The 25,399-nt window shown below is 38.0% G+C and carries 22 protein-coding genes; 3 read left to right on the top strand and 19 right to left on the bottom strand.

The genetic code is table 11. The features are described from left to right. Positions 1-2: 2 nt before the first annotated feature. The 6 genes from ALPR1_RS12695 to ALPR1_RS12670 form a co-directional block, all read right to left on the bottom strand. On the bottom strand, positions 3-773 hold the full coding sequence (locus ALPR1_RS12695; protein WP_008201217.1) for a 3-ketoacyl-ACP reductase: 771 nt from the start codon (positions 771-773) through the stop codon (positions 3-5). Between the two features lie 7 nt (positions 774-780). After that, on the bottom strand, positions 781-2,226 hold the full coding sequence (locus tag ALPR1_RS12690) for an oxidoreductase (RefSeq protein WP_008201216.1): 1,446 nt from the start codon (positions 2,224-2,226) through the stop codon (positions 781-783). Next, positions 2,223-3,605, bottom strand: coding sequence for a glycoside hydrolase family 88 protein (locus ALPR1_RS12685; RefSeq protein ID WP_008201213.1), 1,383 nt, complete (start codon positions 3,603-3,605; stop codon positions 2,223-2,225). Before ALPR1_RS12685 ends, ALPR1_RS12690 begins: the two co-directional genes overlap by 4 nt. 3 nt (positions 3,606-3,608) lie before the next feature. After that, positions 3,609-5,006, bottom strand: coding sequence for a sodium:solute symporter family protein (locus ALPR1_RS12680; protein WP_008201210.1), 1,398 nt, complete (start codon positions 5,004-5,006; stop codon positions 3,609-3,611). Continuing rightward, complete coding sequence (locus tag ALPR1_RS12675; RefSeq protein WP_008201207.1) at positions 5,003-5,215, bottom strand: hypothetical protein; 213 nt, start codon at positions 5,213-5,215, stop codon at positions 5,003-5,005. The genes ALPR1_RS12680 and ALPR1_RS12675 overlap by 4 nt, the downstream gene beginning before the upstream one ends. A gap of 184 nt (positions 5,216-5,399) precedes the next feature. Then, positions 5,400-6,635 (bottom strand): DUF418 domain-containing protein, encoded by a 1,236-nt coding sequence (locus ALPR1_RS12670; protein ID WP_008201205.1) that lies wholly within the window; start codon positions 6,633-6,635, stop codon positions 5,400-5,402. A gap of 256 nt (positions 6,636-6,891) precedes the next feature. On the opposite strand from ALPR1_RS12670, the gene ALPR1_RS12665 reads away from it, so the two are divergent. Then, positions 6,892-8,967 carry a S9 family peptidase gene (locus tag ALPR1_RS12665; protein ID WP_008201203.1) on the top strand — a complete coding sequence of 692 codons (2,076 nt, stop codon included), beginning with the start codon at positions 6,892-6,894 and terminating at the stop codon, positions 8,965-8,967. A gap of 54 nt (positions 8,968-9,021) precedes the next feature. On the opposite strand, the gene ALPR1_RS12660 is transcribed toward ALPR1_RS12665, so the two are convergent. The 7 genes from ALPR1_RS12660 to ALPR1_RS12630 form a co-directional block, all read right to left on the bottom strand. Beyond that, entirely contained in the window at positions 9,022-10,956 is a 1,935-nt protein-coding gene (locus ALPR1_RS12660; protein WP_008201202.1) for an NAD(P)-binding protein, read from the bottom strand. Between the two features lie 93 nt (positions 10,957-11,049). Next, positions 11,050-11,523, bottom strand: coding sequence for a DinB family protein (locus ALPR1_RS12655; protein ID WP_008201200.1), 474 nt, complete (start codon positions 11,521-11,523; stop codon positions 11,050-11,052). Positions 11,524-11,699: 176 nt separating this feature from the next. Further along, on the bottom strand, positions 11,700-11,945 hold the full coding sequence (locus ALPR1_RS12650; protein WP_161599231.1) for a hypothetical protein: 246 nt from the start codon (positions 11,943-11,945) through the stop codon (positions 11,700-11,702). A 346-nt stretch (positions 11,946-12,291) separates the two neighbouring features. After that, a complete protein-coding gene (locus ALPR1_RS12645) occupies positions 12,292-13,173 on the bottom strand; it encodes an MBL fold metallo-hydrolase (protein ID WP_008201196.1) in 882 nt (293 codons plus the stop codon). A gap of 354 nt (positions 13,174-13,527) precedes the next feature. Then, complete coding sequence (locus ALPR1_RS12640; RefSeq protein ID WP_008201194.1) at positions 13,528-14,688, bottom strand: esterase; 1,161 nt, start codon at positions 14,686-14,688, stop codon at positions 13,528-13,530. Positions 14,689-14,720: 32 nt separating this feature from the next. Then, positions 14,721-15,584: an alpha/beta hydrolase gene (locus ALPR1_RS12635; RefSeq protein WP_008201193.1), complete on the bottom strand. Its 864-nt coding sequence runs from the start codon at positions 15,582-15,584 to the stop codon at positions 14,721-14,723. Between the two features lie 64 nt (positions 15,585-15,648). After that, positions 15,649-16,845 carry an esterase gene (locus ALPR1_RS12630; protein ID WP_008201191.1) on the bottom strand — a complete coding sequence of 399 codons (1,197 nt, stop codon included), beginning with the start codon at positions 16,843-16,845 and terminating at the stop codon, positions 15,649-15,651. 569 nt (positions 16,846-17,414) lie between these two features. On the opposite strand from ALPR1_RS12630, the gene ALPR1_RS12625 reads away from it, so the two are divergent. Further along, complete coding sequence (locus ALPR1_RS12625; RefSeq protein ID WP_008201190.1) at positions 17,415-18,002, top strand: T9SS type A sorting domain-containing protein; 588 nt, start codon at positions 17,415-17,417, stop codon at positions 18,000-18,002. A gap of 91 nt (positions 18,003-18,093) precedes the next feature. Here the strand turns inward: ALPR1_RS12625 and ALPR1_RS12620 are convergent, their stop codons facing one another. The 6 genes from ALPR1_RS12620 to ALPR1_RS12595 are packed head-to-tail and all read right to left on the bottom strand — an operon-like array spanning position 18,094 to position 22,427. Next, complete coding sequence (locus tag ALPR1_RS12620; RefSeq protein WP_008201189.1) at positions 18,094-19,047, bottom strand: magnesium transporter CorA family protein; 954 nt, start codon at positions 19,045-19,047, stop codon at positions 18,094-18,096. A gap of 60 nt (positions 19,048-19,107) precedes the next feature. After that, positions 19,108-19,758, bottom strand: coding sequence for a DUF2306 domain-containing protein (locus tag ALPR1_RS12615; RefSeq protein ID WP_237701536.1), 651 nt, complete (start codon positions 19,756-19,758; stop codon positions 19,108-19,110). Between the two features lie 39 nt (positions 19,759-19,797). Next, the gene (locus tag ALPR1_RS12610; RefSeq protein WP_008201187.1) at positions 19,798-20,379 is read right to left on the bottom strand and encodes an alpha-ketoglutarate-dependent dioxygenase AlkB; all 582 of its coding nucleotides are present in this window, start codon (positions 20,377-20,379) and stop codon (positions 19,798-19,800) included. Between the two features lie 16 nt (positions 20,380-20,395). Further along, positions 20,396-20,785, bottom strand: a complete 390-nt coding sequence (locus ALPR1_RS12605) for a SpoIIAA family protein (RefSeq protein ID WP_008201186.1) — start codon at positions 20,783-20,785, stop codon at positions 20,396-20,398. A 19-nt stretch (positions 20,786-20,804) separates the two neighbouring features. Continuing rightward, complete coding sequence (locus tag ALPR1_RS12600; protein ID WP_008201185.1) at positions 20,805-21,296, bottom strand: SRPBCC family protein; 492 nt, start codon at positions 21,294-21,296, stop codon at positions 20,805-20,807. 24 nt (positions 21,297-21,320) lie between these two features. Then, positions 21,321-22,427, bottom strand: coding sequence for an alanine racemase (locus tag ALPR1_RS12595; protein WP_008201184.1), 1,107 nt, complete (start codon positions 22,425-22,427; stop codon positions 21,321-21,323). A 327-nt stretch (positions 22,428-22,754) separates the two neighbouring features. On the opposite strand from ALPR1_RS12595, the gene alaS reads away from it, so the two are divergent. Further along, a complete protein-coding gene (gene alaS / locus ALPR1_RS12590; RefSeq protein WP_008201183.1) occupies positions 22,755-25,379 on the top strand; it encodes an alanine--tRNA ligase in 2,625 nt (874 codons plus the stop codon). The last annotated feature ends 20 nt before the right edge of the window (positions 25,380-25,399 follow it).

Genomic DNA, 25,399 nt, shown 5'->3' with positions numbered 1-25,399 from the left:
TTTTACATTCTTCCAATGGTTAAACCTCCATCAACATTGATCACTTGCCCCGTACTGTAGGGGAGCTCACCACTGACTAAGCTGGCTACCACTTTCCCAATATCCTCTGGCTTGCCTATTCGAGGCTCTAGAGTAGCTCCTTCTTGAACTAAATTCAAATAAGTTTCCCGGACTTTTTCTATCATATCTGTATCGATGAAGCCAGGGCGGATTTCATATACTGGAATTCCATGTGGAGCCAATCTTACCGCCATTGTTTTTGATAGCATAGACAAACTGGCCTTTGACATGCAATAGGCTGCTCTTTTTGGAGAAGCTAATTCTGCCGAAACTGAGGTAATATTGATAATGGAAATCTGAGCCGCGGGATTCGCTGCCTTTAAATCCAACATCCATTGGGCGATGGCTTGGGTAATGAAAAATGTCCCTTTTTCGTTGATGTCCATCAGGTGATCGTAATCATCTTCTGTCACTTCCAACACATCACATCGAACTCTTGGAGCCACTCCGGCATTGTTGACCAATACATCTATTTTTCCAAATTGATCTTTCAAACCTTGAATGATTGAATCTCGGTCAGTTTTCTCAGCAATATTTCCCTGAAGGTAGATAACCTCTGCTCCGATAGCTTTCAATTCATCTATATGATCTTTGGCATTCTCTTCAGGCCGAACTCCATTGATTCCTAAATTATAACCTATTTCTGCCAGTTTTTTGGCTATGCCAAAGCCGATTCCTCTCGATCCTCCTGTGATTAATGCTACTGGTTTCATGTATTTATTATTTGTTTTTAGCTGCTTTTAATTGATCGTGTTCTTCCATTTTCTTGTAAAAAGGATCTAAGGGATAGCATCCCGATATGATTCCATTTCTAGGTGCGGTGGTGCAATCTGAAAACGTTCTACAAATCTTTGGTCTTTTCATTCCATTGCCAGCCAAAACATCTGCAGGTAGATCTGGATAACTCAATACCATCCTTCCCAATCCGATCGAGTCAGCCATACCACTTTTCAGGACATGTTGGCCTACATTTGGTAGCCACTCCTGAAGGTAGGAGTAGGCGGATCCAACCACATAAAACTCGGGGAAAGCTTTTTTAATCTTTGCTGTTGCCTGAATTTGCCTTGCTACCCCATGAAGTGGTTCTTCTGGAGGGTTATAACCATCAGATGGTGGGAATAGAGCGGGTCGTTGAATGTGAGGGTTATAATAGGGGCTTCCTGCAGTGGTACACAGTAATTCTATATCCAAACTTTTAAGCTCCTCAAGAAACTCAAAGGACTCTTCCATATTTTCATGAGTTCCAGAAGAATCACCTCCAAAGGCATATTTATAATTCCCCTCCATGGATGGGATGCCTTTTCCATCTGGCCCTTCTTGAAATGGAGACCAATCAAAAATACTCATCCTGACACCTATCTCTAAGCCAGGGGCTTCAGAACGAATTCCGGCCACTATTTCTCTAAGAAACCGAGTTCTGTTTTCAATGGATTTCCCGAATTTACCTTCTCTATCGTAGGCACTTAGGAATTCATGTCCTAAATATCCGTGGCAATGCTTGATGTCTACAAACTTGAATCCCGCCTTTTGAGCTCGTACTGAAGCAATCACATAATCATCAATCAGTTCAGATATCTCTGAATCGCTCATGATAGGGTAGTCTTCTGCCAGTCCAAATTTCTTATTCAACACAGGGTGAGAATAAAGGATCTTAGGCTCCATTTTTGTCTTGCTGTTGGGTTTACAAAACCTACCCGAATGCGTCAACTGAAGGCCTGTTAATAAATCGTTGGTATTGCCAAAAGCTTCACGGTGTTCTTTTTCCACCATCTGATAAAGCCCTTCAAATTCCGATAGGTTGGCCTCATTCATCAGCAATTGGTTAGGATTTGCTCTACCTTCATGTCGAACAGCTACAGCTTCACAACCCCATAGTAATTTGGCTCCACTGATGGCAAAGTTCTTCCATCTCCTTTTGGTTAAATCGGAAGGTTTTCCATCGGTTGTTCCGTCCCAACCTTCCATGGGAAGGATACAGAATGAATTTCCAATTTCGTTTCCTACTCGAGTCTTGTAAGACTTGGCAAAAGCTGAATCTTTTCCTGAATCAAGAGACTCATCAAAATCCATGGGGATATTTTCTTCTTTTAAATATGCCCTCAGGTCTTCCGCAGTTTTTAATTTAGCTACTCTCGGATATTCTGGTTTATATTTTCCGCTGCTCATAGGGTTTTGATACAATTGAAAAAGCTATAATAAGATTCCTTGTTCAAGGATCTTTGAAGTAATAGTGCCAGTTCTCTGGCATGGTAATCTCCCCACATGGAAGATTCTCCGTAGGGAGCTTTCGTTGATTCCGGTCGGTAGTCCCACCCATTAGGTTGATGGTAAATACTATGAAGAATCAATCCCTGATGTGTTTTATCGGTAGAAATATAGGGTTCAGAGAATAGCGACTTTGCAACTAGTATCCCTGCTTTATTATATTTCTCAGCATTTTCTGGTTCTTTATCCTTTAGGAAATTACTGATTCTCAAAAGGCCTTGCGCTGCAATACAGGCTGCAGAGCTATCTACAGGTTCAAAAGCATTAAAAGGGTCTGATTCCCGATTTAGATAATCTCCCATATTCACCAAACCGGGTGCACCTGTATCCCAGTAAGGGATTCCATCGGTAGGGGTATTGGCAATATAAAACTCTGCCGTTGCTTTTGCTGCAGTAATTAGCTCTTCGATCAATGCTTTTTTGGAAACCAAAATCGCATAATCGCTTTCATCAATTTGATCCAATATTTCCAGAGTTTCCCCTAAGCCACATATGGCCCAAGCAAGTCCTCGAGTCCAAGTGCTAAAACCTGTATACCCTTGTTGTGAATTTGGGCACCGATAATTTCCATCATTCGTGTTGAAGATGATTTCATGGGCTGTTCTACCGGAAATATCATAAGTGTCTCTACCTTTTCCATAATAAATAGAATACCTGACTGTGCTTAAAATATGTTGTATAGCACGCTGAATTAAGGAAATTCGCTTGTCATTTTCTCCCTGTAAAACATGTCCTAAAGCATGTGAAACAACTAGGGCTCGACAGGAACGAATGGTGTCTACGAATAAGGAATGAGGACCGTTGAAAGAGTAAATATAGCCTCCGCCCTGAATGTTGGTCCAGCGCATGGCTTGAACAGCTCCACTCGCTTTTAAAGCCAATTCATAGAAATTCTTTTCCCACTCATTGTTTTCAATCTTACCCTCTTTCATCAGCCTGAGTAAGTTGCCATAAGTGCTTACATTATTGAATCCATGATCGTGAACACCCGTGTGAGTCAGATGTGGAGCCATTTTATTTAAGGTGTTTTCTCTACCTATTTTTAGAAATTTTTCATCTCCAGTGGTATCAAATTGTAGTAAAGCAGAACCATATTGGAAGCCTTGTGTCCACTCTGTCCAACCTCGGGTGACGTACTTTCCTTTTTCAGTGAATACCGGAGCTCCATTTGCCGGATCAAAGGATTTTTCAATTTCTTCTATTTTTTCTCCCGAAAGAGCCCAGAAACGTTCTAATGGGGTTTTTAGCTCTTCAATAGTGATGTTAGAATCAAGCTTCATAAATTATTTATTTGATTTTGGGTGTGTAAGCATGATGACTGCTGTACAAACAAAAAGTATGATATACATGATGAAATCCAGTGGAAGACCACTGATCTTATCAGGGATGACCCCCACGATAGATAAGATGAATGTGACCAATGCGATGGCAGATAATGGGATTAGGCTTTTTGGTGGTTTTGAGAAAATAACTGCTCCAAGTACTACAGGGGCAATCATCGAAGTTCCTGCAAAACTAACTCGCGCCAACAAAACCAATTGATCACTCATGTAAGTAGAGAAAACCAAAACGATCATTGAAAATACCATTATTGAGATTTTGGTAACCCGCATGTTTGATTTATCACTTCCACCAAGAAGACTTCTCAACTCTGTTCCTAGAGCAAAGATTTGAGCGTTAGTAGTAGATAAACAGGCTGCAAATAACCCAACCACTGCTAAAGCAGCCACAGGTACTGCCTGATCATTGAGTAAGGCCTGACTCAAGAAATCAGCAGTGCTTGCATCAGGGTATTGGATCGCTCCATATAGGCCAATAAAAGCAGTGGGTAAAATCACTAGAATAGCGAAGATCCCAACGGCATAAGCCATTCTATGGACTGACTTTAAGCTTTTCATGACTACCAATCGAGTGGTAAATTGAGGTTGCGATACCGGAATTAAAATAATAGCAATCGCAGATGCAATTAAGAATGGACTACTAAAAAGTCCTTTTGGACCCGGCAGTGAAAGTAAATCCTGATTAGCTTCTGCCACTTTTGCGATACCATCTTCCAATCCTCCTGCCATTTTTAGGCAGGTTAAACCGATGATCCAAATGACTGCGAGCATAATCACGCCTTGAATAGCATCACTATAAACAATGGCTTTCAATCCACCGATCTCAGAATAGATCAGCATGATAAAAACCAGCAAAGCTGACCATGACCAATAGGGGAGCATCCCCGGGAAAGCGGCATCTAAGAAGATGGAAATTCCCCGAATCTGAATTGCTACGTAAGGAATAAGAAAAAGAAAGGCACTGGTAAATACCAAATAGCCAGCGAATGAATTTCCATAGCAAACTTTCACTAAGCCTGCCACACCTTTGTACCCCTGAATACTCGCTCTTTTTCGTAGTGCATAACCAAACCAAATCAGGAAGAATACCATTAAGGCATCGGAAAGGGCAAGGAAGATCCAGGCTCCAACTCCATGAGTTCGGAAGAAATCCGGCATTCCCATAAAGGTAAATGCACTGAAAAGTGCTGCAGAGAAGGTTAGAAAACCTAAAATGGTCCCAATATTGGAGCCTGCAAAGATAAAGTCGTCTGAAGTTCTGTCTTTTCTATAAGATCGATAAGATGCGTATCCCAGCATTGCCAGAAAGATCCCAAAGAAGAATAATAGCCATCCTATCATGATTTTTTGGGGTCTTCAAATGGAAAAAACTTTGAACCTAAGAATGTGGCAAATACAATGACCACTGTGACGATAAATCCTGTCCAAAAAATGTAGGGTACTGCTCCAATTTTGGGGTCTTCTTGGTTTTCTTGGAATAGAAATAAATAAGTTACTGCGGTCAAAATGACGACCAACAGAACCAATAGGTTCCAAAGTTTGAATTTCATGTTAATGGGTTTGAAGTTATTTGGTAAAAAGAACAATGGCCAAAATCAATGACCAAATTTGGCTTAAAATAGCAATTATACTTTTAATAGCTAGCCTGATCAATAGGGCAATTGAGTGAATCACCGCAAGAATTAACGAAATCGTTTGCTGCCAATAGTAAATTTATGATTCCTGATTAGGAAATCATTTTGATTCGTGTTTCTGATCCTTAGAGAGTTGCTGTTTGGTTAACCTAATTGGAAAGATTTTTAAATAGGTAAAACATCTCCATGCCCATTCCAAAGGGCCATAAATAAAATAGGAAAGCCAAATTTTACTATAAATCACTTGAATCAAAAAGACAATAATTGCAATGATAAAACTGGCCATTGGGCTAAGCTTTTCATATAATCCGAAGCCAAGTGAGGAAAAAATAATCAAGCCAAAAACACTTTGGAAAATGTAATTAGTTAATGCCATCCTCCCTGGATATTTCAAAGGTTCAAGCCATTTTTTCCATGGCGTATAATGCCATATATAAGCAATTAACCATAAGTAAAACAGACCAAAAGCTAGGTCTGATAAATACATCAACTTAAAAAATACAGGTCTAAGAAATTCGTTTCTATAGATCCCCCAATCTGGTAAAAGAAAGATAAAAATAACTCTGTATAAATTACTGATAACCATTGTGATAATCACTGGTTTCTTAATCAATTTAACAAGGGACTTTAAATCCTTATGATATTGGTTCTTTCCAAAAAAAACGCCTAGCAAAAACATAGCAAAAGCTATCGGTGCCAGGTAAAAGAATAACAGTGGGATATTTGCAAAGTATTCATCAATCCTAAATTCAATAGACTTGAGATAGGGACCATTTCTTAGGATTTCTGTAATCTCATTGGAAGAGTAATTAGCTAAAAAGTATTCGGGAGAAAATTGAATTTTTTCGAAAAGGAAACTTGCAATCTGATCGTAAAATGGGAAAAGTAAAACTAATGCTACTAGAACTAATAGCATGCGTTTCGATAAGGGTAAAATGATTAGAATAAATAGTCCAAGAATCGCATAAAGATGAATCACATCTCCGTTCCAGAGGAAAATGATATGAACTAGGCCAAGGAGAAAAAGAAAGAACATTCTTCTTATAAAAAATGTGATGGAAGCAGTGCCACTTTCCTTCATTTTGATAGCCTGCATACTGATGCCAAGTCCAAACAAAAAGGAAAAAACGGGAAAGAACTTGCTATAAAAGAACAGCTGCATCACCCGAAATATAAATGTGCTCCAACCTGATTCCCATTGCTGGCTAAACACTTCCTGATTAGGGAAGGCACAATTCATGATTTCTATATTGACTACAAAGATTCCGAAAACTGCAAAACCACGAAAAATATCTAGTAACTCAATTCTATTGCTTTGGGAAATTGGCTGGGGCATTCTAAGACAAAGTGAGGTGTTTTAGTGTGCCAAGATTAGGAACTTAAAATGGTATAAAAAAATATGAATACCCTCAATTAAAACCTTGAATACAATTGGAGTCATTTGGGGTCAAGGATCGGTTCAAAGCTCACAGACCACAGGATAAGCTAAATCTGATTTAAACTTACCCATAGCTCCACAGGTCAATAAAACCTCCATTTTTAAGCTAAAAAATAGTATTATCGCAGCTGGATATTATTTAACCCAAATTATTATGAAGTATAAGTTCATTCTTATGGTAGCTGCCTCATTAGCTACTTTTACGATGACACAAGCACAGGATAAGCTGAAAGCGATGCCTGGTTATGAACAGTATAGAAATATGGCTCCACAGATCTATTCCTCTGTGAAATCCGGAGCAATTTCTGCCAATTGGAGCGAAGATGGAGATAGTTTTGAGTACGTTCAAAGTGGCAAAATTTATAGGTATGATGTCAAAAAGAAAACCACAGAAGAGATAGGTGAGGCATCTAGACCAGAAAGAAGAAGATATAACCGCCCAGCGAGAGGTAGACAATTTGCTTCTGCTGAGTCCCCAGATGGTAAACTAAAAGCCTTCACTCAAGACCGCAATATGTATATCAGCAATCCTGATGGAAGTAATGTGGTGCCAATTACAACCGACGGGAATGAAGAAAACCAAGTAAAATATGGTATTGCAACTTGGGTTTATGGAGAGGAACTTGGACAAATCACAGCAATGTGGTGGTCTCCAGATAGCAAAAAAGTGGCGTTTTACAGATTTGTAGAGAAGGATGTCAAAAAGTATTATGTGCTTTTGGATCAACTCTCACTTTATGACTCTTTGGAAGTGGAAGCTTACCCAAAAGTGGGAGAACCTAATCTTCCTGTTGATTTGATGGTTTATGATTTAGAAACCAAAGAAATTACCGAGTTGGATATTCGCGATGGCAAGGCCTTTAACGATGGAGATTTAGGAACCTATATTTATGGGGTTTCTTGGACTCCTGATGGCAAGGAGTTATTGTATCACAGTACCAATAGATTACAGAATACCTTGGAACTAAGAGCTGCTAACCCAGAGACAGGTAAAAGTAGAACAATTATTCATGAAGAATGGCTTCCTAGTTTTGTGGTAAACTCTCCAGAAATGGAAGTGTTGGAAGATGGAGAGCATTTTATCTGGGCATCTGAAAGATCAGGATTTAATAATTATTACCTATACAATTTTGATGGGACCTTGGTAAATGCTATTACTTCTCATCCTTTTGAGGTCTCAAATATCGTCCGAGTAGACGAAGAAGAAGGATTATTGTATTACATGGCTAGATCCGGTGAAAATCACATGCTCATGCAATTACACCGTGTGGAAATAGATGGAACTAAGGATACTCAATTGACAGATCCAGCCTTCAACCATTCGGTTGCTATTTCTCCTGATGGAAAATATTTTGTGGATGTTGCTCAAAAACATGATGTTGCTCCTTTTACCAATTTGGTGAATTCGAAGGGTAAAGTTGTAGCTGAACTTGCTGAAAGTGATATGAGTAAGTTTGAGGAGTTAGGCTTAAAAAAGGTTGAAGTATACACATTTACCTCTGCAGATGGGGTAACTGAATTGCATGGAATGATTCATTTCCCTTCAGATTTTGATCCATCTAAGAAATATCCAGTGATTTTAAGTAATTACGGAGGGCCAGCAACAAATGCATTTAGAGAAAATTTCGCTTATCCAGATCCATTGACGGAATATGGTTTCTTGGTGTTAAACATCGACGGTAGAAACGTACGTGGTCGAGGTAAAAAACTACTTGACCAATTGTATGGAAATCTTGGATTGGTTGAAATGGATGACTTTGCTGAAGGAATTAAAGCTTTACATGACAGACCTTACTTTGACAAAGATAGAGTAGGCGTTTATGGGACTTCTTATGGAGGAACAACCGCTGCTACCATGCTATTGAGATTTCCAGAGTTGATTCATGCAGCTGTAGCAAACTCTTCTGTGACAGATTGGAGAAATTATGATAATATCTATACAGAGCGTTTCATGGGTACTTTGGAGACCAATTTGGAAGGCTACAATAGATTTAGCTTAATGGAAATGGCTGATCAGCTTGAAGGTGAATTATTGCTTTTTTATGGGACAGCAGATAATAATGTACACCCATCCAATACACTTCAGCTAATCAAAGCTTTCCAAAATGCTGGAAAGAGTATTGAAGTTCAAATAGCTCCTGATGGAGGTCATACGGCTTTGAACAGGGATAGAATGATGGAGTTTTTCATCGAACACCTGGTGACTGATTACAAGGAGAAGGTTAGATAAAAAAATTATAATTGAGCTTAAAAGCACCTGTGGATATTTCTGCAGGTGCTTTTTTTATGTCAAAGCCAATGCTTTTTCTGAGGCTTCGTAACCTTGGGTTACTCCACCAATCCAGTTTTGATGCCCATTCAATTCAGAATGTCCAAAAATAATTCTCCCATAACCTTTCTGAACAGCCTCTCTGGGAGATTCTTTTCCGTCTTTACCAAAATAGAATCCAGGCCCTTGGGTAATTCTGGCATGTCCCCACCTGTTCAAAGTAATTCCTGCAATGTCTTTTTCTGGGTCAAACCCAGAGGCTCCAAATTGTTCTAATAGTTGAGTTCTCAATTGCTTTTCATAGTCAAAGAAGGAAGTACCAAACACTTTCATTCTCGCTTGAATATTTTGCTGAGCTAGAGGTAAACCGGGAGTATGGGCTCCAAAATAAAATGTTAAAACAGCTGGTTTGTCTGGGTGTAAAGGTGGGGCATAAGAACCGATATTCATGGTCTTACGGATATTACAAGAAAAGCCAAAGCCATCCCCAAACCATTGTGCAGCCGTAATTCCCAACTTGTACATAAATCGCCAGTTGGTTAAGGCGACATTGGCAATAAGGGCTGGTGCATAGGTGAATTCCGAATATGCTTGTTGGATTTCTGGTGTTAAATCTTTGATGATATGTTTATTTACCCAACCACCGGAAGCCATGATGACTGATTTTGCTTTCACTTCAAAGAGTTTACCTCCTTTTTCATAGATCACTTTTACCCTTTCTGCAGTTTCTGGATCTCCTTCATGCTGAACCGAAATCACAGTCGCGTTCATCCTTAACTTTATTGGGTTTCCTTCTTGATCAAGAGAGGAGAAGTTTACTTTTTGATTGGTGATATCTTCAAAAGTATGTTTGCCTCCAATCGAACCTGGAATGAGATCTTTGACCATGAATCTTGAAAAGGTAGTGTTGCCACCAGGAAATGAAAGTGGGAGTGAGGCATCCTTTCCTCTTGACCTTCCTGTAGCAGGCATGCCAATTTGAGAGGCTGCAAAAGCAGAAATCGCATCAGATCCTGCGCCATTAATCAATCCGATCACAGGATCAATGTACTCGGTGACTCTGGAAGAAAACTTCAATTCATTTTCTAGGTATTCTTTATAAGTCATGCTGTCTAGCATCTTGCTAAACTCCAATCCTTTATTTTCAGGAGTGAAATACCGCCATTTAAGTAATTCTTGTTTCAGGTTTTCAGAATAGGGAGCATTTGCTAAGTCATCTCGCCAAATGTTATTGAACCAAGTGGGCTTTTCGATACCCTCCCCATTTTTGAAAAAGTAACCGATATCCACTTTGGATTCAGCTACTCCGGTCATATGGGCATAGTTATCCAAACCGAAATTCAGAGGAGTAAGGTCTGATGACCAATCTTGGAATTCAAACGTTCTTGGGATTTTCAATTCCTCAAAAAGTTGGTCAGTCAAATTTCCTGATCCTTTGGCAGGGACTCCAAAGTCATTGGAACCCTGAGGTCCCATCAGCAATTGCCCATTTACTAGAAATTCGTTTCTTTTGGCTTCACCTCCGTAAATGGGATGGTTCTCTAACAAAAGGCATTTTTGAGAGGAGTCAGCGTTCTTTTTGAAATGATGAGCTGCTCCCAATCCACTCATTCCACCACCCACAATGATGACATCAAAAAGCTCTTCTGATGAATTTGTTTCCAACTGTTTTTCTTGGTAAAAGCCATCTCGGATTTTATGTGCTGCTTCCATGACAGCTTTTGTGTTACCAGAAGAATTGGCATAATCACCTACGGCACCAAATCCAGTCCATGCATCTTTTTCTATTGCTGGTGCTGCTTTTGGTCCACATCCGGGTAGCAAAGAAATTGGTGCTGCGGCACTCAACAAAGATCCTCCAACTCCCATCAAAGTGGAGTTTACAAAGTCTCGTCTGCTGATTTTGGTATTTAAGCCTAGTTGTTTCTCGCTAATTTTATTCTTCGCCATACTATCCGGTTTAAAAACAAAAGTAAGGAACTGTTTTTTTGAAAAATTTAATAAATGATGGGAGGAAGGTTTTTAAGCTAAGTGAAAATAAAATTATTTAAGCCTTTTTGGTATTAGCTTGATTAATAATGATATCTGACCTAAGTGATAAATGTCATGGTGTAAAATTCCCAACATCAATTCGTAATAGGTATAGGGTTTATCACCAAAAGGCTGATCAAAAATCGATTCATCCAATGTTTCAAAAAACTCTGTCCAATCTTGCTGAGAATCTTTAAGTCTAACCAGCGTATGTTCCCATTCTAAATAACTTGTATTTTCTACGGGGTGCAGGTAATTATGACTTGGGGTGATATATCCATTCTGTGGGAATCCTTGTAGAACCACTTCTCTCCAGCCAATGATATGGTTTAGTATCTCCCAAATGGAATTTGTATCCGGAGTGATTTTATAAGCAGCCATTTCGGGTGTCACTTCCTGCAATTTTTCGGTGAAATTGACTCCTAACCAAGGCTTACCATCGAATTGTTTGGCAAAGAGGCTTTTAATTCGGTTGGCTTCTTCCATAGGTTATTCTGGTTTGACATTAAAATACAAAATCAGAATGAATTTGTCTGATATTCATCAGGGAAATAACCAAGAATTGAAAAAATGGTTTAGCCTTAATTATAAATGAAATGAAATCATTCAAGTAAAGTAGGATCTACTTTACGGATGATCAAAAAAGGAAATTAGTACCTGCCTTATTTTGAAGGTTTAATCAGTAAGGTATATTCCATAGCAGAATCAAAATGTTTTATTGGCATAGGATCATTAGATTCTAGTCTTGCTATGGGCATTTCTCTAGGTTTAAGAACAGGGGCTTTAAAAAATTTGATTTCCCGATCCAGAGGAATGACGCCTTTATTTAGCTCCTGAAATGATTTAAATTGTGCGTAAGGACTTTGATCCTGAAAAGGGTTGATATTCTTTATATTATACTCATTCATTGGTTTTCCCAAATGAAATTTTTTATTGAACTCTTGTGAAAAGCCGCTGAAGATAGGGAGAGTAAAAATTACACCAGTGATATAAAATAGTTTCATAGTAGTATTTTAAAGAGATTCACTTTTTATACGATATAAGTTAACATTAGTTATTGATTTTACAAGGTTAATTTAAATTAAAGCCATTTTTAGCTCTTTTTAAATACCAAGATATCAAATGATTAAAGTGATTTAACACCTGAAGGAAAATCTAAAATCCCACTTAGAAATTGAGGGTCCTTTCTGGATCGTGAGGAAATGGCAAAAAAAGCGAGGCTTTAAACCTCGCTTTTTAATTTTAAAAATGGGATTAATCTACTGTTTTAAATACAGATTCGATAAATCTTTCTGGATTGATAAAACCTTTACCAAAATCCTCATCCCATTCCTTAGATAGTCCCATTTTCTGAATTTCATCTAGACTTTTACCTTGGGATTTGGCGCTTTTAACACGCTCCCGTACGGTGTCTACCATATCTCTATAAGCTTTTAGTGTTTCCCTGTCCGCTATTTTTCCATGACCAGGAATAATTTTGGTTTGATCGTTTACTAAAAATAAAGCTCTATTGAGGTTGGTAATCAAACCTTCTATATCACCATTTGAGTTGATGTCTATAAAAGGATATCCACCATTCGGAAAATTATCAGCTAAGTGGATCACATTACTTTCAGGAAAATAAATGAAAGAATCTCCATCTGTATGTGCATTTTCCATATGAAAGATCATCATGGTGTTGTTGGGGTCTAAATGAATAGTCATTTCATCTGAAAAAGTAATTTCAGGTAGAGCTTTGTATGCTGTAGTAGGGGTTGCTTCTCCAGGCTTGGGTTGGCTCATTCTTCTTCTTACCGCATCATTCGCTACGATAGTGGCTCCCGCATTGGCCATGTTTTCATTGCCGCCGACATGATCACCGTGCCAATGTGTATTGACAACATATTTGAGGGGTTTATCAGTAATTTCTCTAACAGTAGTTAATATTTTTTCTGAAAGCTGACCGAATTGATCATCAATCATGTAAGCATATTCTTCGCCTACTGCCAAACCTATATTTCCGCCTGAACCAAAAAGTACATAAATATTGGGTGCTAATTGTTCAGAAGTGATAGTCACATTTTCCATTCCTGACTGGGCAAAAGAAAGTTGATGGCAGAGGAGAAAAGCCAAAGTAAGAAAGGTTAATTTTTTCATATGAGTTGGGTTTCTTTTAGATTTTCAGGATGCCTTAAGCATCGTGACTTTATAAATTTAATCGCATTGTTTCTATTAAAATACAAAATGAAATCTAATACAGTTTTAGGCATTCATTTCAAGGTCAACACATTCAAATCAAACTTGTTATGACTAGCCGGTTTATTTTTTATAGATCTTAATGAAATCTGGTGCAGTGTCTATCATTACTTATGAAAAAGGAGGAGTTTTTAATTCAAAACCTGATTGGATTCACAATAAAAAAAGTCGAAATCCAGAAGTTTTTAAACTTTGGACTTCGACTTCTTACTGATTGATAATTTAAGTTATTGAGAATAATATTATCGAAAAAGCCTATTTGAAAAGCATAGGAGCAAAAATGCTCAAGTAATCTCTCCAATTTGCCCATGTATGGCCACCTTCACTTTCATAGTATTCATGCTCAAAATCTACTTTCTCTAATACTGAAAGTAGGCGTTTGTTGGATTCCATGACAAAATCATCCACTCCACAGCCAACCCAGTATTTTTGAACATTACTTGATTTTAAAGCAGCAAATTTCATTTCCATCTCAGCCATATCTGCATTTGCATCAAATATGCCACTACTGAATACTCCGATATATCCAAAAGTGCCAGGATACTCTATACTCGCTGTAATCGTATGAGCCCCGCCCATAGATAAACCTGCAAGAGCACGACCGTCCTTACTTTTGATTACGCGATAGTTTTTCTCTATATATGGGACAACATCTTCAACGAGGCTTTTTTCAAATTTACCTTGAAATTGACCATAGGTTTCACGTGTGATTGCGCCGATTCCTGGCTTATTTCTCAGGGTACTTGTTTGCCAAGCATTTCCGTTGGTCATAACAATCAGCATTGGTTTTGCTTTTCCTTCCGCGATCAGGTTATCTAAGATATAATTGGCTCGACCTAAAGCAGTCCAAGCATCTTCATCTCCTCCTGCGCCATGTAATAGATAGAGCACTGGATAATCTTGAGTACTAGTTTCATATCCTGGAGGCGTATAAACGTACATCCTTCTATAACTTTCCAAGGAAGGAGATTGATACCAAACCTTAGAAACATCTCCGTGAGGTGTTTCATTGAGTTGGAATACCTTAGCTCCATCACCCGGAACGATTAGTAAGCTCGCATAGCGTGTTCCATCTCTCAACGCCTCTGGGTTGGTAGGATCAATAGCCGAAACACCGTCGATGAAGAAGTTATAATGATACATGGAAGACTCCAAAGGATCGACACTCACTGACCAAATCCCGTTTTCGCCTTTTGCCAAAGGTAATCTGTCTCCAAAGCCCATCCAGCTACCGTTGACTTCAACTTTATTAGCATCTGGAGAAAAGACACGAAAAGTAACCGAATTGTCTTTACCAACTTCTGGTGAGACCACTTTGGGCGCTTGCATTGCAGATATTTCTTGCGCATTAGAAACATAAGATCCTCCTACCAGAAGGTAGGCGAGTATCATAGATTTTAGGTGTTTGAGTTTCATGATTTTGGATTTATTGATTTTTATATGAGATTTTATTTTTGTGTCAATTCTCTGAAAACATCGCTTATATGTGGGAGTGCTATGTAAAGTGAGGAATGCCAGTATTCCCAGGTATGTCCTCCATCTCTTACTCTCAGTTGATAGGGGATACCCTGCTCTTTTAATGCGGCGATAAATTCCATATTAGGAGTGAAGGTAAAGTCATCATCACCACAGTCTATAAACCAATCTACCGTTTTCAACTGCTTTACTTTTTCCTCCGAAGCTCCTTGTAGAAGTTTTACGGCATTGTTTCTTTCAACAATTTGCTGTCGTTTTTCGGTCTCTGGGTCATTAGGGTCTAAGAATGACAAATTCATTCTATATAAATAGCCACTCATAGCAAAGGCTGCGGCAAACATTTCTGGATGATGCTGAGCATATACTAAAGTTCCTCCGCCTCCCATGGAAAGACCTGCAACTGCACGGTGATTTTTGTCTGGGATAGCTCTGTAATTAGATTCAATATACGGAATCAGCTCTTCAAAGAAATAGTCTTCATATCGCCATTCTGAATCATTGAAATAATTCATATGGATTTTTCCTGCTTCTGGACAAACAATGATCATTTCAGCAGATTCCTTTGAATCAATGATCTGATTTGCGGCAGCTTCCAAGCCTCCTTTTTCCGGCCATGCTGTATGGGTATCACCTCCTCCATGAAGAAGGTATAGAACTGGATATTTTTTATCAGGATTGTTTTGGTAGCTTTTGGGTAGATATACGGCAAACTCACGGTCTACACCTAATATCTCACTAGGCATTGAAGAAAATTCAATTTTCCCGGCGCTTTGAGCTTGTGCATATAATTGAAAAGCTAAAATACTTACTAGAAAGACTGCGCTTAACTTTTTCATGAATTGGGAAAAAGGGGGTTAAAAAAAATGGCCTATGGAATAATTGTTCCATAGGCCATTTGTATTATTTGAATAGTAGTGGTGCAAACTGTGTCAAATAGACTCTCCAGTTTCTCCAAATATGTCCACCTTCTGATTCGACATATTCATAGGGCATACCCATTCCATCAAGTTTCGCTCTGAACTCTTTGTTAGCATCATAGAGAAAGTCAGTTTTACCGATGGCAATCCAATACAGTTTGTATCCGTTGTCCATTTGGTTTTGTAGGGTTTCATCAAAATCGGAGTAGACTTTTCCTGTTGCGTCTTCTCTCGGCATAATCGCTGCTGAAAATAGACCCATGTAATCAAAAGTATTAGGATAATATCTCGAAATATGTAGCGTATGAAATCCACCCATTGATAATCCTGCGATCGCTCTGTGAGCTTTATCTGCTTTCACCTGATAGTTGCTCTCTACAAATTTTATGATATCCATAAAGTTTGCTTCATAGGTTCCATCCATCGTCTTTGGAACCATAAATTGAGGTTTGTACATGCCATCATTTCCTTCACCTGGAGCAGCGTCTTGGATTACATTGCCATTTGGCATGACCACAATCATTGGTTTTACTTTTCCTTGTGCAATCATATTATCCATGATCTGAGCCGTTCTTCCCAAAGCTATCCAAGCTTCTTCGTCTCCTCCAGCACCATGTAATAAATAAAGAACAGGGAATTTTTCATTTGATTTTTCATATCCTGGAGGAGTGTAGATCGTAATTCTACGGTCCATGTCCAAGCCTGGAGAATCATACCATCTTCTGGCAACAGTACCATGAGGTATATCATTTACTCGATAAAGAGCTGCTTGGCCTTCACCGACTAAAAAGACATTGGTGACAGAAGCAACATCTCTAATTAAAAATGGATTATTGGGATCGGTAGCTCTTAGTCCATCTATAATAAATGAATAGCTATAAAGTTCCGGGCTCAAACTTTCTGTAGTTAGAGACCAGATTCCTTTATCATCCTTGCTTAGTTTCGCTTTTCCGGGTCCATCCATTTCTCCCATTGGAGTTTCTATTTTTTCAGTTGGAAGGAAATCTCCTGTGACTTCTACAGAACTTGCGTTTGGTGCATACATTCTGAAAGTGACAGTGCTATTCTCGTGTATTTCTGGTGATATTATTTGTTGAGCATTAAATAATGCCTCTTGTGCCGATGCATGAAATCCAAAAAGCATTAGGATAAGCATAGCAGGTATAAGTTTAAGTTTCATTCGATAAGTTTTTTGGGAATAAGTTTCTATTGTGTCAAAATGACAATTACGAATTTATCTATTAATTTTTAAAAAAGTATGAATGAATTAAATTTTATTTTTTGGGGTTAGTTCCCAAGAGTCATCAATTCTATTTTTTCCGATTTTCAGAATTGTATTGTCAAGAATACATGGAAGCTAGAAAATATATAGGGTCTAAATTTCTGTTATTTGGATGCTATCGAACGAAAACTGTACAGAAGCGAACAGTTAATTTTTGGCAAAGGCCAATGCATTCCGGGAATTAAGATTTTATTGAAATTAATTTTCCTTAACAAAAGCAAGTTTATGTAACCTTAGGAATAGATAAAACCAGCTTAAACTGTTCGGTTTCATTACACTCGAACAAGGATATGCCCATTTTTTATACAGGTTTGATTAATTAATCGTCATTTTTTCAGAATTTAATTTTAAAAAATTATCAAAAAGTTAACGATATCGAATTTTTGTTTTGATTCAATTCTATGGAATTCTGATTCTGGTACGAGCTTCGCAATAAGGATAAGCACAACATTAAACCAACGAATATTATGAAATCCTTATTCACATTAGCATTAGCAGGCGCCTTATCTTTTAGCGCAATCGCAGCAAACGCAAGCGAAGATTTAAAAGAACTTTCTACAGTTAATTCTAAATATCAAAAAGTCAACGTAACTCTAAAAGAGGGGTTGGGATCTGCAAAAATTTCTATTCTTTCTAAAGACGGAAAAAGTCTTAGCAGCAGAAAAGTAATTGTCAAAAATGAAAATTTGATGGTTCCTTATGACTTGGAAAACCTTCCTACTGGAGAGTATTTAGTGAAAATTGTTTCTGATGATGAGGAAGTAACTTATACAGTGGAAACTGAAAAAGCACCAATTGCATCAGATGATCTTCCTTTGATGGCTTATGGCAGCGTTTTGGATAATCAATCAGTTAGATTGGCTGTAGTCGGTTTACTTGAGCCTGGAGTTGAAGTAAAAGTATTTAATTCTGAATCTGGAAAAATGATCTACGAAGAGCAGATTAATCAAGAAGAAGGGTTTACTAAAAACTTTACCTTCAAAGGTGTAGATACTGATGATATCTATATGGAAGTAACAGACGTTAAAGGAAGAGTGAAGACTTTGTTCTTCTAAACCTAAACCAACTTATTGTAGGGCCCTGAACTTCGGATTGGGGCTTTTTTTGTGTCTAAAAACTTACATGGATATTTAAACGAAAAAGGGATTACAACCATTTTTTCTTTTTGAAATAAAGAAATGGTAAAATGGCTGAGCAAATCATCGCGATCAAGACTATAGGGTATCCAAATTCGGTTTTCAACTCAGGCATGTTGACAAAATTCATCCCGTAAACACCTGCTATGAAAGTAGGTAAGGAGATACAAACGGTAACCACCGTAAGCATTTTGAAAATATGATTTTGTTCTAAATCAATCTTGTTGGAAACATTTTCCTTTAAGTCGTCTAGCCTATCAAAATTGAATTGGATGTAATCAGAAATAGCAGCTAAATCGTTTAATTCATTTTTAATATCCTCTTTTAGTTCCTCTTTTTCCTCCCAGTCACTTTTCAAGTAAAGCCTTAAGACTCTTCTGGTTTCAATCATTGCCTCCTTGATCAAAAGGTTGTTGAAATTATATTGAGTAATCACATCCATCACATTACTCGTAAACTCCTTTTCAATTAAGATTTCGTTGGCAAGAGCTTTTATTTTTCTGCTCAAATACTCGGTGATATCAGCGAAATGATCGGAGATGAATTCAAACTGAAATTTGAAAATGCCTTTCAGATTCGAGAGTCTTCTTAAAGAGTTGATTTTACTTGGGTAGGTCTCGTTTATATAGCGGTCAAGGTTGGAGCTTGAGAAGAGGAAAAGCCCAGCTCCTGAAATAATGATAAATAGAGGCTCCTCTATCATTTTTTTGTCATTGGTGAAATAGGGAATGGAGAAGTGAAATGCCGCCTGATTTTCATTTTCCAGAAAATGGGAACTGATTTCAATGTCCTCATAATGTTTCAGGATCGTGAAATCTAATTGATAATTTTCCTCAAGCCAATTCAATTCACTAGGACTATAATCTAGAAACTGCATGACCTGAAAGTCCAACTCAGAAACAGTCAATTCATCGACGCTTTTGGCTTTAAAAGACTGTTTGTTTTTAAGTAGTATTTCGATCATGGTATTAAAGTATTAAAAAAATGCTTCTTTCGCTTCAATACTTTTGCTATCGTAAGTTTTCTATTGGGATGAAGGCTGGTTTTTCCTCACGAGCCAAAAAGCCACTGCCATATTGGGTACCCAACATAACCAAGCGACAATTTGATACGCTGGAATAAATCCTCCCATAATATTTTCTAAAAAAGGTAAATAAATCCTTAAGGTTACAGCAGCAAAACAGGCAGCATAACTATAAATCATCCAGTTTTCATGGCTTACAAAATCCTTGGCTTTGGCTGTTTTCCAGCCCATTAAAGTCGTTATCAGCCAAGTTATGCCCAATAAAGCAAAGCCCATACTTGCGATGATTCCTCCTAAAGTATATATCGCCACATACACGCCAGCTAAACCTGAAAAGAACACAGCGGTGACATAAATCATCCCAATCCGCTTATGGAGTTTTCTATTTCGATCTCTTAATTTTTGATTGAATTGAACCCATCCAACGGCTAATGCCAGTCCTCCCAAAGTAATGTGTGTGTAAAAAGCAATATTCCAGAAAAGGTTGGTTAATTGTTCTGGGTCATGGGCATTTAAAACACCAAACTGTCTGCCGAAAACAAAATAGAGAATTGGGTAAATACCTATAGCAATGCTTAAGAAAGCAAAGAGTAGCCAAGAGGATTTTTGTAAGAATGGCATTGACAAATGAAGCGTTAGGATTAAATCCAAAGATATCTAAATTGAATTTAAATCTTCCTTTCTATCTTTTCAATTACCGTATTTTCTAAAAGTCAGATTGATTCTAGCATTTTTATATTTTGGATTCTCGGGAAGGGCATGCTCATACAATTCTTGACATTTATTTCCCATCGTTACTAAGCTTCCATTTGCTAATTCTATACTTGTTTCTTTGCCATTCAGTTTATTTCTAAGCACAAACTCTCGTTCTTCACCAAGACTTAAAGAAGGGATATAATTGGTGTCTCCAAATGCGACAAAATCAGAGTGAAAACCCACACCTGAGGTACCATCTGGATAGTAAATACATACACATACTTGAAATTGATGTCCGGTAAATAATTCTACTTTTTCTTTTATCAGCCGAACTTGATCAGACCAAACAGAGGTTTTTCCCCATACCTGAGCAGGAAGTTTGTCTTCATCAAATAAACTCTGGTCCATAAACATATGCTTTCCAAAATTTACTGAAACGACTTCTCCTGTACCTAATTTAAAGGTGTGGTTAGTGAAGTCAAGTGTTTCTGTCAGATGGTCAAAAAGAGAATTAGCTTCTCCTTGAGTAATAAATTCAGGGGAGTATGATGCCTCACAGGACAAGCCTAAATCCATTTTAAGTTAAAAATTATTAATTCGCATTTTTCGTCACAAATTCAAAGGCATCATCGAGTTTAGAAATATCGAAATAGCGTTCTTCTCTTCCTTTCGATGCTCTTTCAAAGAATAAATTATCAATTGGAACCAATGCTTTGAGAATTTTGGAATGAGCTACAATGGCAATGTGTCCCATAAGCTTATAATTTCTCAAAGTATAAATAATGTCCTCAAAGAAGGTTTTGATAGAGGATTTGGAAATTTTAAGCTCATCAAGTTTGATCAATATGTTGATTGGATCAAACCCTTGTTCTTTTTTACTTTCAAATAATTTTTGAAGGATTTTTTCATCAGTTTCTGTGAATCCATCAATAATTTCAATGGCTAACACACCTTTTGGATAAGTTTTCAATTGCTCTACCATGGCTTTAGCAGTTAAGTGATTACTTATTTAAGTACACCTCTAACTGGTCAAAAGTTCCTTTGAAACCTTCTTCCATTTGATCAATACTTTTTGAAAAAACGGCTTTTGAGGCATCCGAAGCATTATGAGGAAAAGAGACCAAATCTATTCTAGTTTTACCGTCTTCTTCAAAAAACTCTAAATCTAAAATCATTTCCAGTGGCCATTCCTCGCCAAATGGGATTTCGGGAGCCTTGACAGTCTCTCCTGATTCATTTGAGAAGCTATTGATGACACTTAGTTTATGAGGTTCATCAATAGTTTGAAAGATCCATTTTGCCCACATATCAAAAGCATCGCTTCTTAGGACAAAATGAAAAATTCCTGAAGGATGAAATTCAAATTTTTTGGTTTCCATTTCAAAACCAGCAGGCCCCCACCATTTTTGTAAGCTCTCGGCAGAAGTAAATGCCTCATAAACAGTGTTGATTGATTGCGGGAAATAACGGGTTATCAGGAGCTGTTTGTACATAGTACTATTGTTTTTTAAATAAAATTATTGGCTAATCCCCTCAGCATGGTCCACAAAATTACCGTCCAAGGTCATATATTCTCTCATTGCATCTGCAGTCATGCATGAGTGAACGGGTAGGATACCCAATAGATCGCCAACCTTTACCTTTGCCAATAATTCATCAGAAGCTTTGACTAATCCATGTTCTTGAGAAATACTTTTTAAATGAGATCTTTCCTCTGGAATTACCCAGCCTTCTTCATTCAGGAATACGACTTCTCCAAAATTCTTGTTTCCATCCTCGTCAATAAGGACGTCTTTGGCTAGATGAACTCCTCCGCCGTGCACCAAAATTTCATTTCTTTCCTTTTTGATATCAACTACGGGGACAGCAAGGCAAACAGCAATATCCGTTTTATAGCAACCACCTAGTTCGGCTTGCATTAAATCATAAAACACGAAATTACCCGGTCCCATTTCATCGATATCCCCAAAATCTTCCATCACTGCACAGCCCGGAGTGTCACCAACACGGGTTACTAATTCAGGGTACTCAGTGCTGTATTTATGTTTTAACATGCTCAAAGCATTCCTTGACTCCTCATAGATGGCAGGAATATCTGACATATAATAGGTATGTCCAGGATGTAAATAGAACCCTTTGAAATTGAGCTTATCTGATTTTTTTGCAATTAATAAGATGGCTTCGATCAATCCAAAGTCTGTTACTTCCACGCCTGTTCTTCCATAGCCAGCATCGATTTCTATGAAAAAGCCTACCGGGTTTTTTAATTGATCGGAAAGTATTTGGGCAGTCTGGGTGTTAATGATTTGAACGGAGATTGGTTGATTTTCTGCGATTTCATCCAGTTTTCCTGTTTCCAGTGGATTGAAAGGAAAAGCAATGTGAATGTTCTCCCAAGAATCCCTGCTTAAGTACTCAGCCATTTTAATGGAAGAAACTGTGATTTCTTTCACACCATAATCCTTAGCCCAAGAACCAATTTCTCTTGATTGTGCAGTTTTAAAGTGCGGAACTAATTTCATTTGATGACGAGCGGCTTTGTCTGCCATCTTTTTAATATTAGCTCGACATATTTTTTCATCAAGGAGTAAGGTAGGTGAAGTGATTTTATCTAAATAGCTCATAGAAGAATTGGGGAAATTTCGGGTTGTTTTATTTAAAAACTGTTTATGATTTTTTTGAATAAAAGATTTATGAAAGTAAGTCTGAAGAGCGAGAATTGAAAATATATTAGTTGAAATGGTACTTAAAAAGTTAATGAAGAATGCTTTGATTTCTGAAAAATCTCAGGAAATCGAAAAAGAATATGGGTTAGCTTTTAAAGACTGGCGATTAGAAAGCAAGAAATTTTGATCCTATGCAGGTAACACCGTCAAATCTATTAATTTTGTCACCCAATAATTTGGCAGAGTTTTGCTAAAATCAAGATACTAATTGCCTCATAACCATTCATGGAAGCAAAGAAAATACGGAGCACCTTTATTGAGTTTTTCCAATCCAAGCAACACCAATACGTCCCCTCGTCACCGATCGTGGTAAAGAATGACCCGACTTTGATGTTTACAAATGCGGGAATGAACCAATTTAAAGACGCCTTTTTGGGAAATGAAACCCCCAAATTCGCTAGAGTTGCCAATTCACAAAAATGTCTTAGAGTCAGTGGAAAGCATAATGACTTAGAAGAAGTGGGAGTTGATACTTACCACCATACCATGTTTGAGATGTTGGGTAACTGGTCTTTTGGAGATTACTTCAAAAAAGAAGCCATCGAATGGGCCTGGGAACTACTGACAGTTGTTTTCAAACTTCCAAAAGAAAGGTTGTATGTCTCGGTATTTGAAGGCGATCAGGGAGATGGTCTTTCTTTGGATACGGAAGCCTATAATTTTTGGAAAAAGATAGTTCCAGAAGACCGAATTATCATGGGGTCTAAAAAGGATAACTTTTGGGAAATGGGAGACACTGGGCCTTGTGGACCTTGTTCTGAAATTCATATTGACTTAAGACCTGAAGCCGAGCTAGCAGAAATTCCCGGAAAAGACCTTGTGAATAACGACCACGAGCAAGTGATCGAAATTTGGAACTTGGTTTTTATGCAGTACAATAGATTGTCTGATGGAAGTTTGAAAGAATTGCCAGCCAAGCATGTGGATACCGGAATGGGCTTTGAACGATTAGTCCGCGCTATTCAGCAGAAATCCTCTAATTACGATACTGATTTATTTGCCCCTTTCTTAAACGCAATTGCTAAGAAGTCTGGGAAAGTATATGGCAATGATGAGCAAACAGATATCGCTTTTCGTGTAATTGTAGATCATATTCGCGCTATATCTTTTACCATCGCAGATGGTCAGTTGCCATCAAATAATAAGGCAGGCTATGTAATTAGGAGAATTCTTCGAAGAGCTGTTCGATACGGCTATACTTTCTTTGGCTTCCAAGAGCCATTTTTATATGAATTAACCAGCTTGATAGCAGAGCATTTTGGAGATGTTTTTCCAGAAGTAAGGCAGCAGCAAGAGTTTATTTCTAAGGTAATCTATGAGGAAGAGGCTTCTTTCCTTAGAACTTTAGAAAACGGTTTAAAAATCCTTGACCAGATTAAAGCTGAGCTTCAAGAGAAAAACGATACTGTAATACCTGGTAAGACGGCATTTGAGCTTTATGATACGTTTGGTTTCCCATTGGATCTAACTTCCTTAATTGCCAGAGAAAATGGCCTTTCACTTGATGAGAAAGGATTTTTGGCAGAAATGGAAAAACAGAAGACTCGCTCTAGAGCTGCTTCAGAATCAGAAACTGGAGATTGGGTTTTGGTTCATGAAGATGAGGGAGTAGAGTTTATTGGATATGATTTTCTCGAGTCATTCTCTAACATTATTAAGTACCGTGTAGTCAAAGAGAAAAAGGGAGAGAAATACCAAGTAGTTTTAGACAAAACACCATTCTATGCAGAAAGTGGAGGTCAGGTAGGAGATAAAGGTTGGTTGATTTCTGACAATGAAAAAATCAGGGTTATTGATACCAAAAAGGAGAATGACCTGATCATCCATCTGGTTGATAAATTACCATCAAATCCTGAGGTAAAGTTTTCGGCAGAGGTTGATCGCAAAGGACGAGCTTTGAGTATGAATAATCATACGGCAACTCATTTACTTCAGTCAGCATTGAAGGAAGTCTTAGGAGATCATATTCAGCAAAGAGGATCTTTGGTGTCTCCAGATTTACTTCGTTTTGATTTTTCACATTTTGGGAAGTTAACTGAGGAGGAGATTACAAAAGTGGAGGAAATCGTAAATACGAAAATCCGCGAAAATATTCCTCTAGTGGAGAAAAGAAATGTGCCTATTGAAGAAGCGAAAAGCATGGGGGCCACGGCTCTTTTTGGTGAGAAATACGGAGACTTTGTACGCGTCATCACATTCGACCCAGATTTCTCTGTAGAATTATGTGGAGGTACACACGTTCCTTATACCAGTCAAATTGGACTTTTCAAAATCACTTCTGAGGGGTCAAGTGCTTCAGGAGTAAGGAGAATCGAAGCGATCACTGCCAAGGCTGCAGAGGATTACCTGAGAGGTCAAGAAAATTTGGTGAAAGAGATTCAAGAGTTGTTGAAGCATCCAAAAGACCTTAAGAAGTCTATTGAAGCTTTGATTCAAGAGAAAAACGACTTGAAAAAAGAGATTGAACTTCTTTATCAAGAAAAAGCTGGAGCTGTAAAAGGAGAGTTGTTAAAGGAATTTGTTGCTGGTGAAGGCATAAATACTTTAATCGCCAAGGTGGATTTACCCAATGCTGATTCCTTGAAAAAGCTTGGTTATGAGTTGAAGAATGAGGTAGAAAACCCATTTATCATCCTTGCCGCTAATATTGATGGTAAGCCACAGATTGCTGTGATTATTGACGAGGAATTGGTGAAAAGTAAAAACCTGAATGCTGGTCAGATCGTTCGTGATCTAGCGAAAGAAATTCAAGGTGGGGGAGGTGGACAACCGTTTTTTGCCACTGCTGGTGGTAAAAACCTTGCTGGACTAGAAAATGTAGTAAGCAAAGCAAGAGAGTTGTACCTTTAAGTAAATAGAATTTACGCTGT

Source organism: Algoriphagus machipongonensis, from assembly GCF_000166275.1.
In the GTDB taxonomy this organism is placed as follows: domain Bacteria; phylum Bacteroidota; class Bacteroidia; order Cytophagales; family Cyclobacteriaceae; genus Algoriphagus; species Algoriphagus machipongonensis.
The sequence above is the reverse complement of the archived record's forward strand: the minus strand, read 5'-3'. Positions and strand labels throughout refer to the sequence as shown.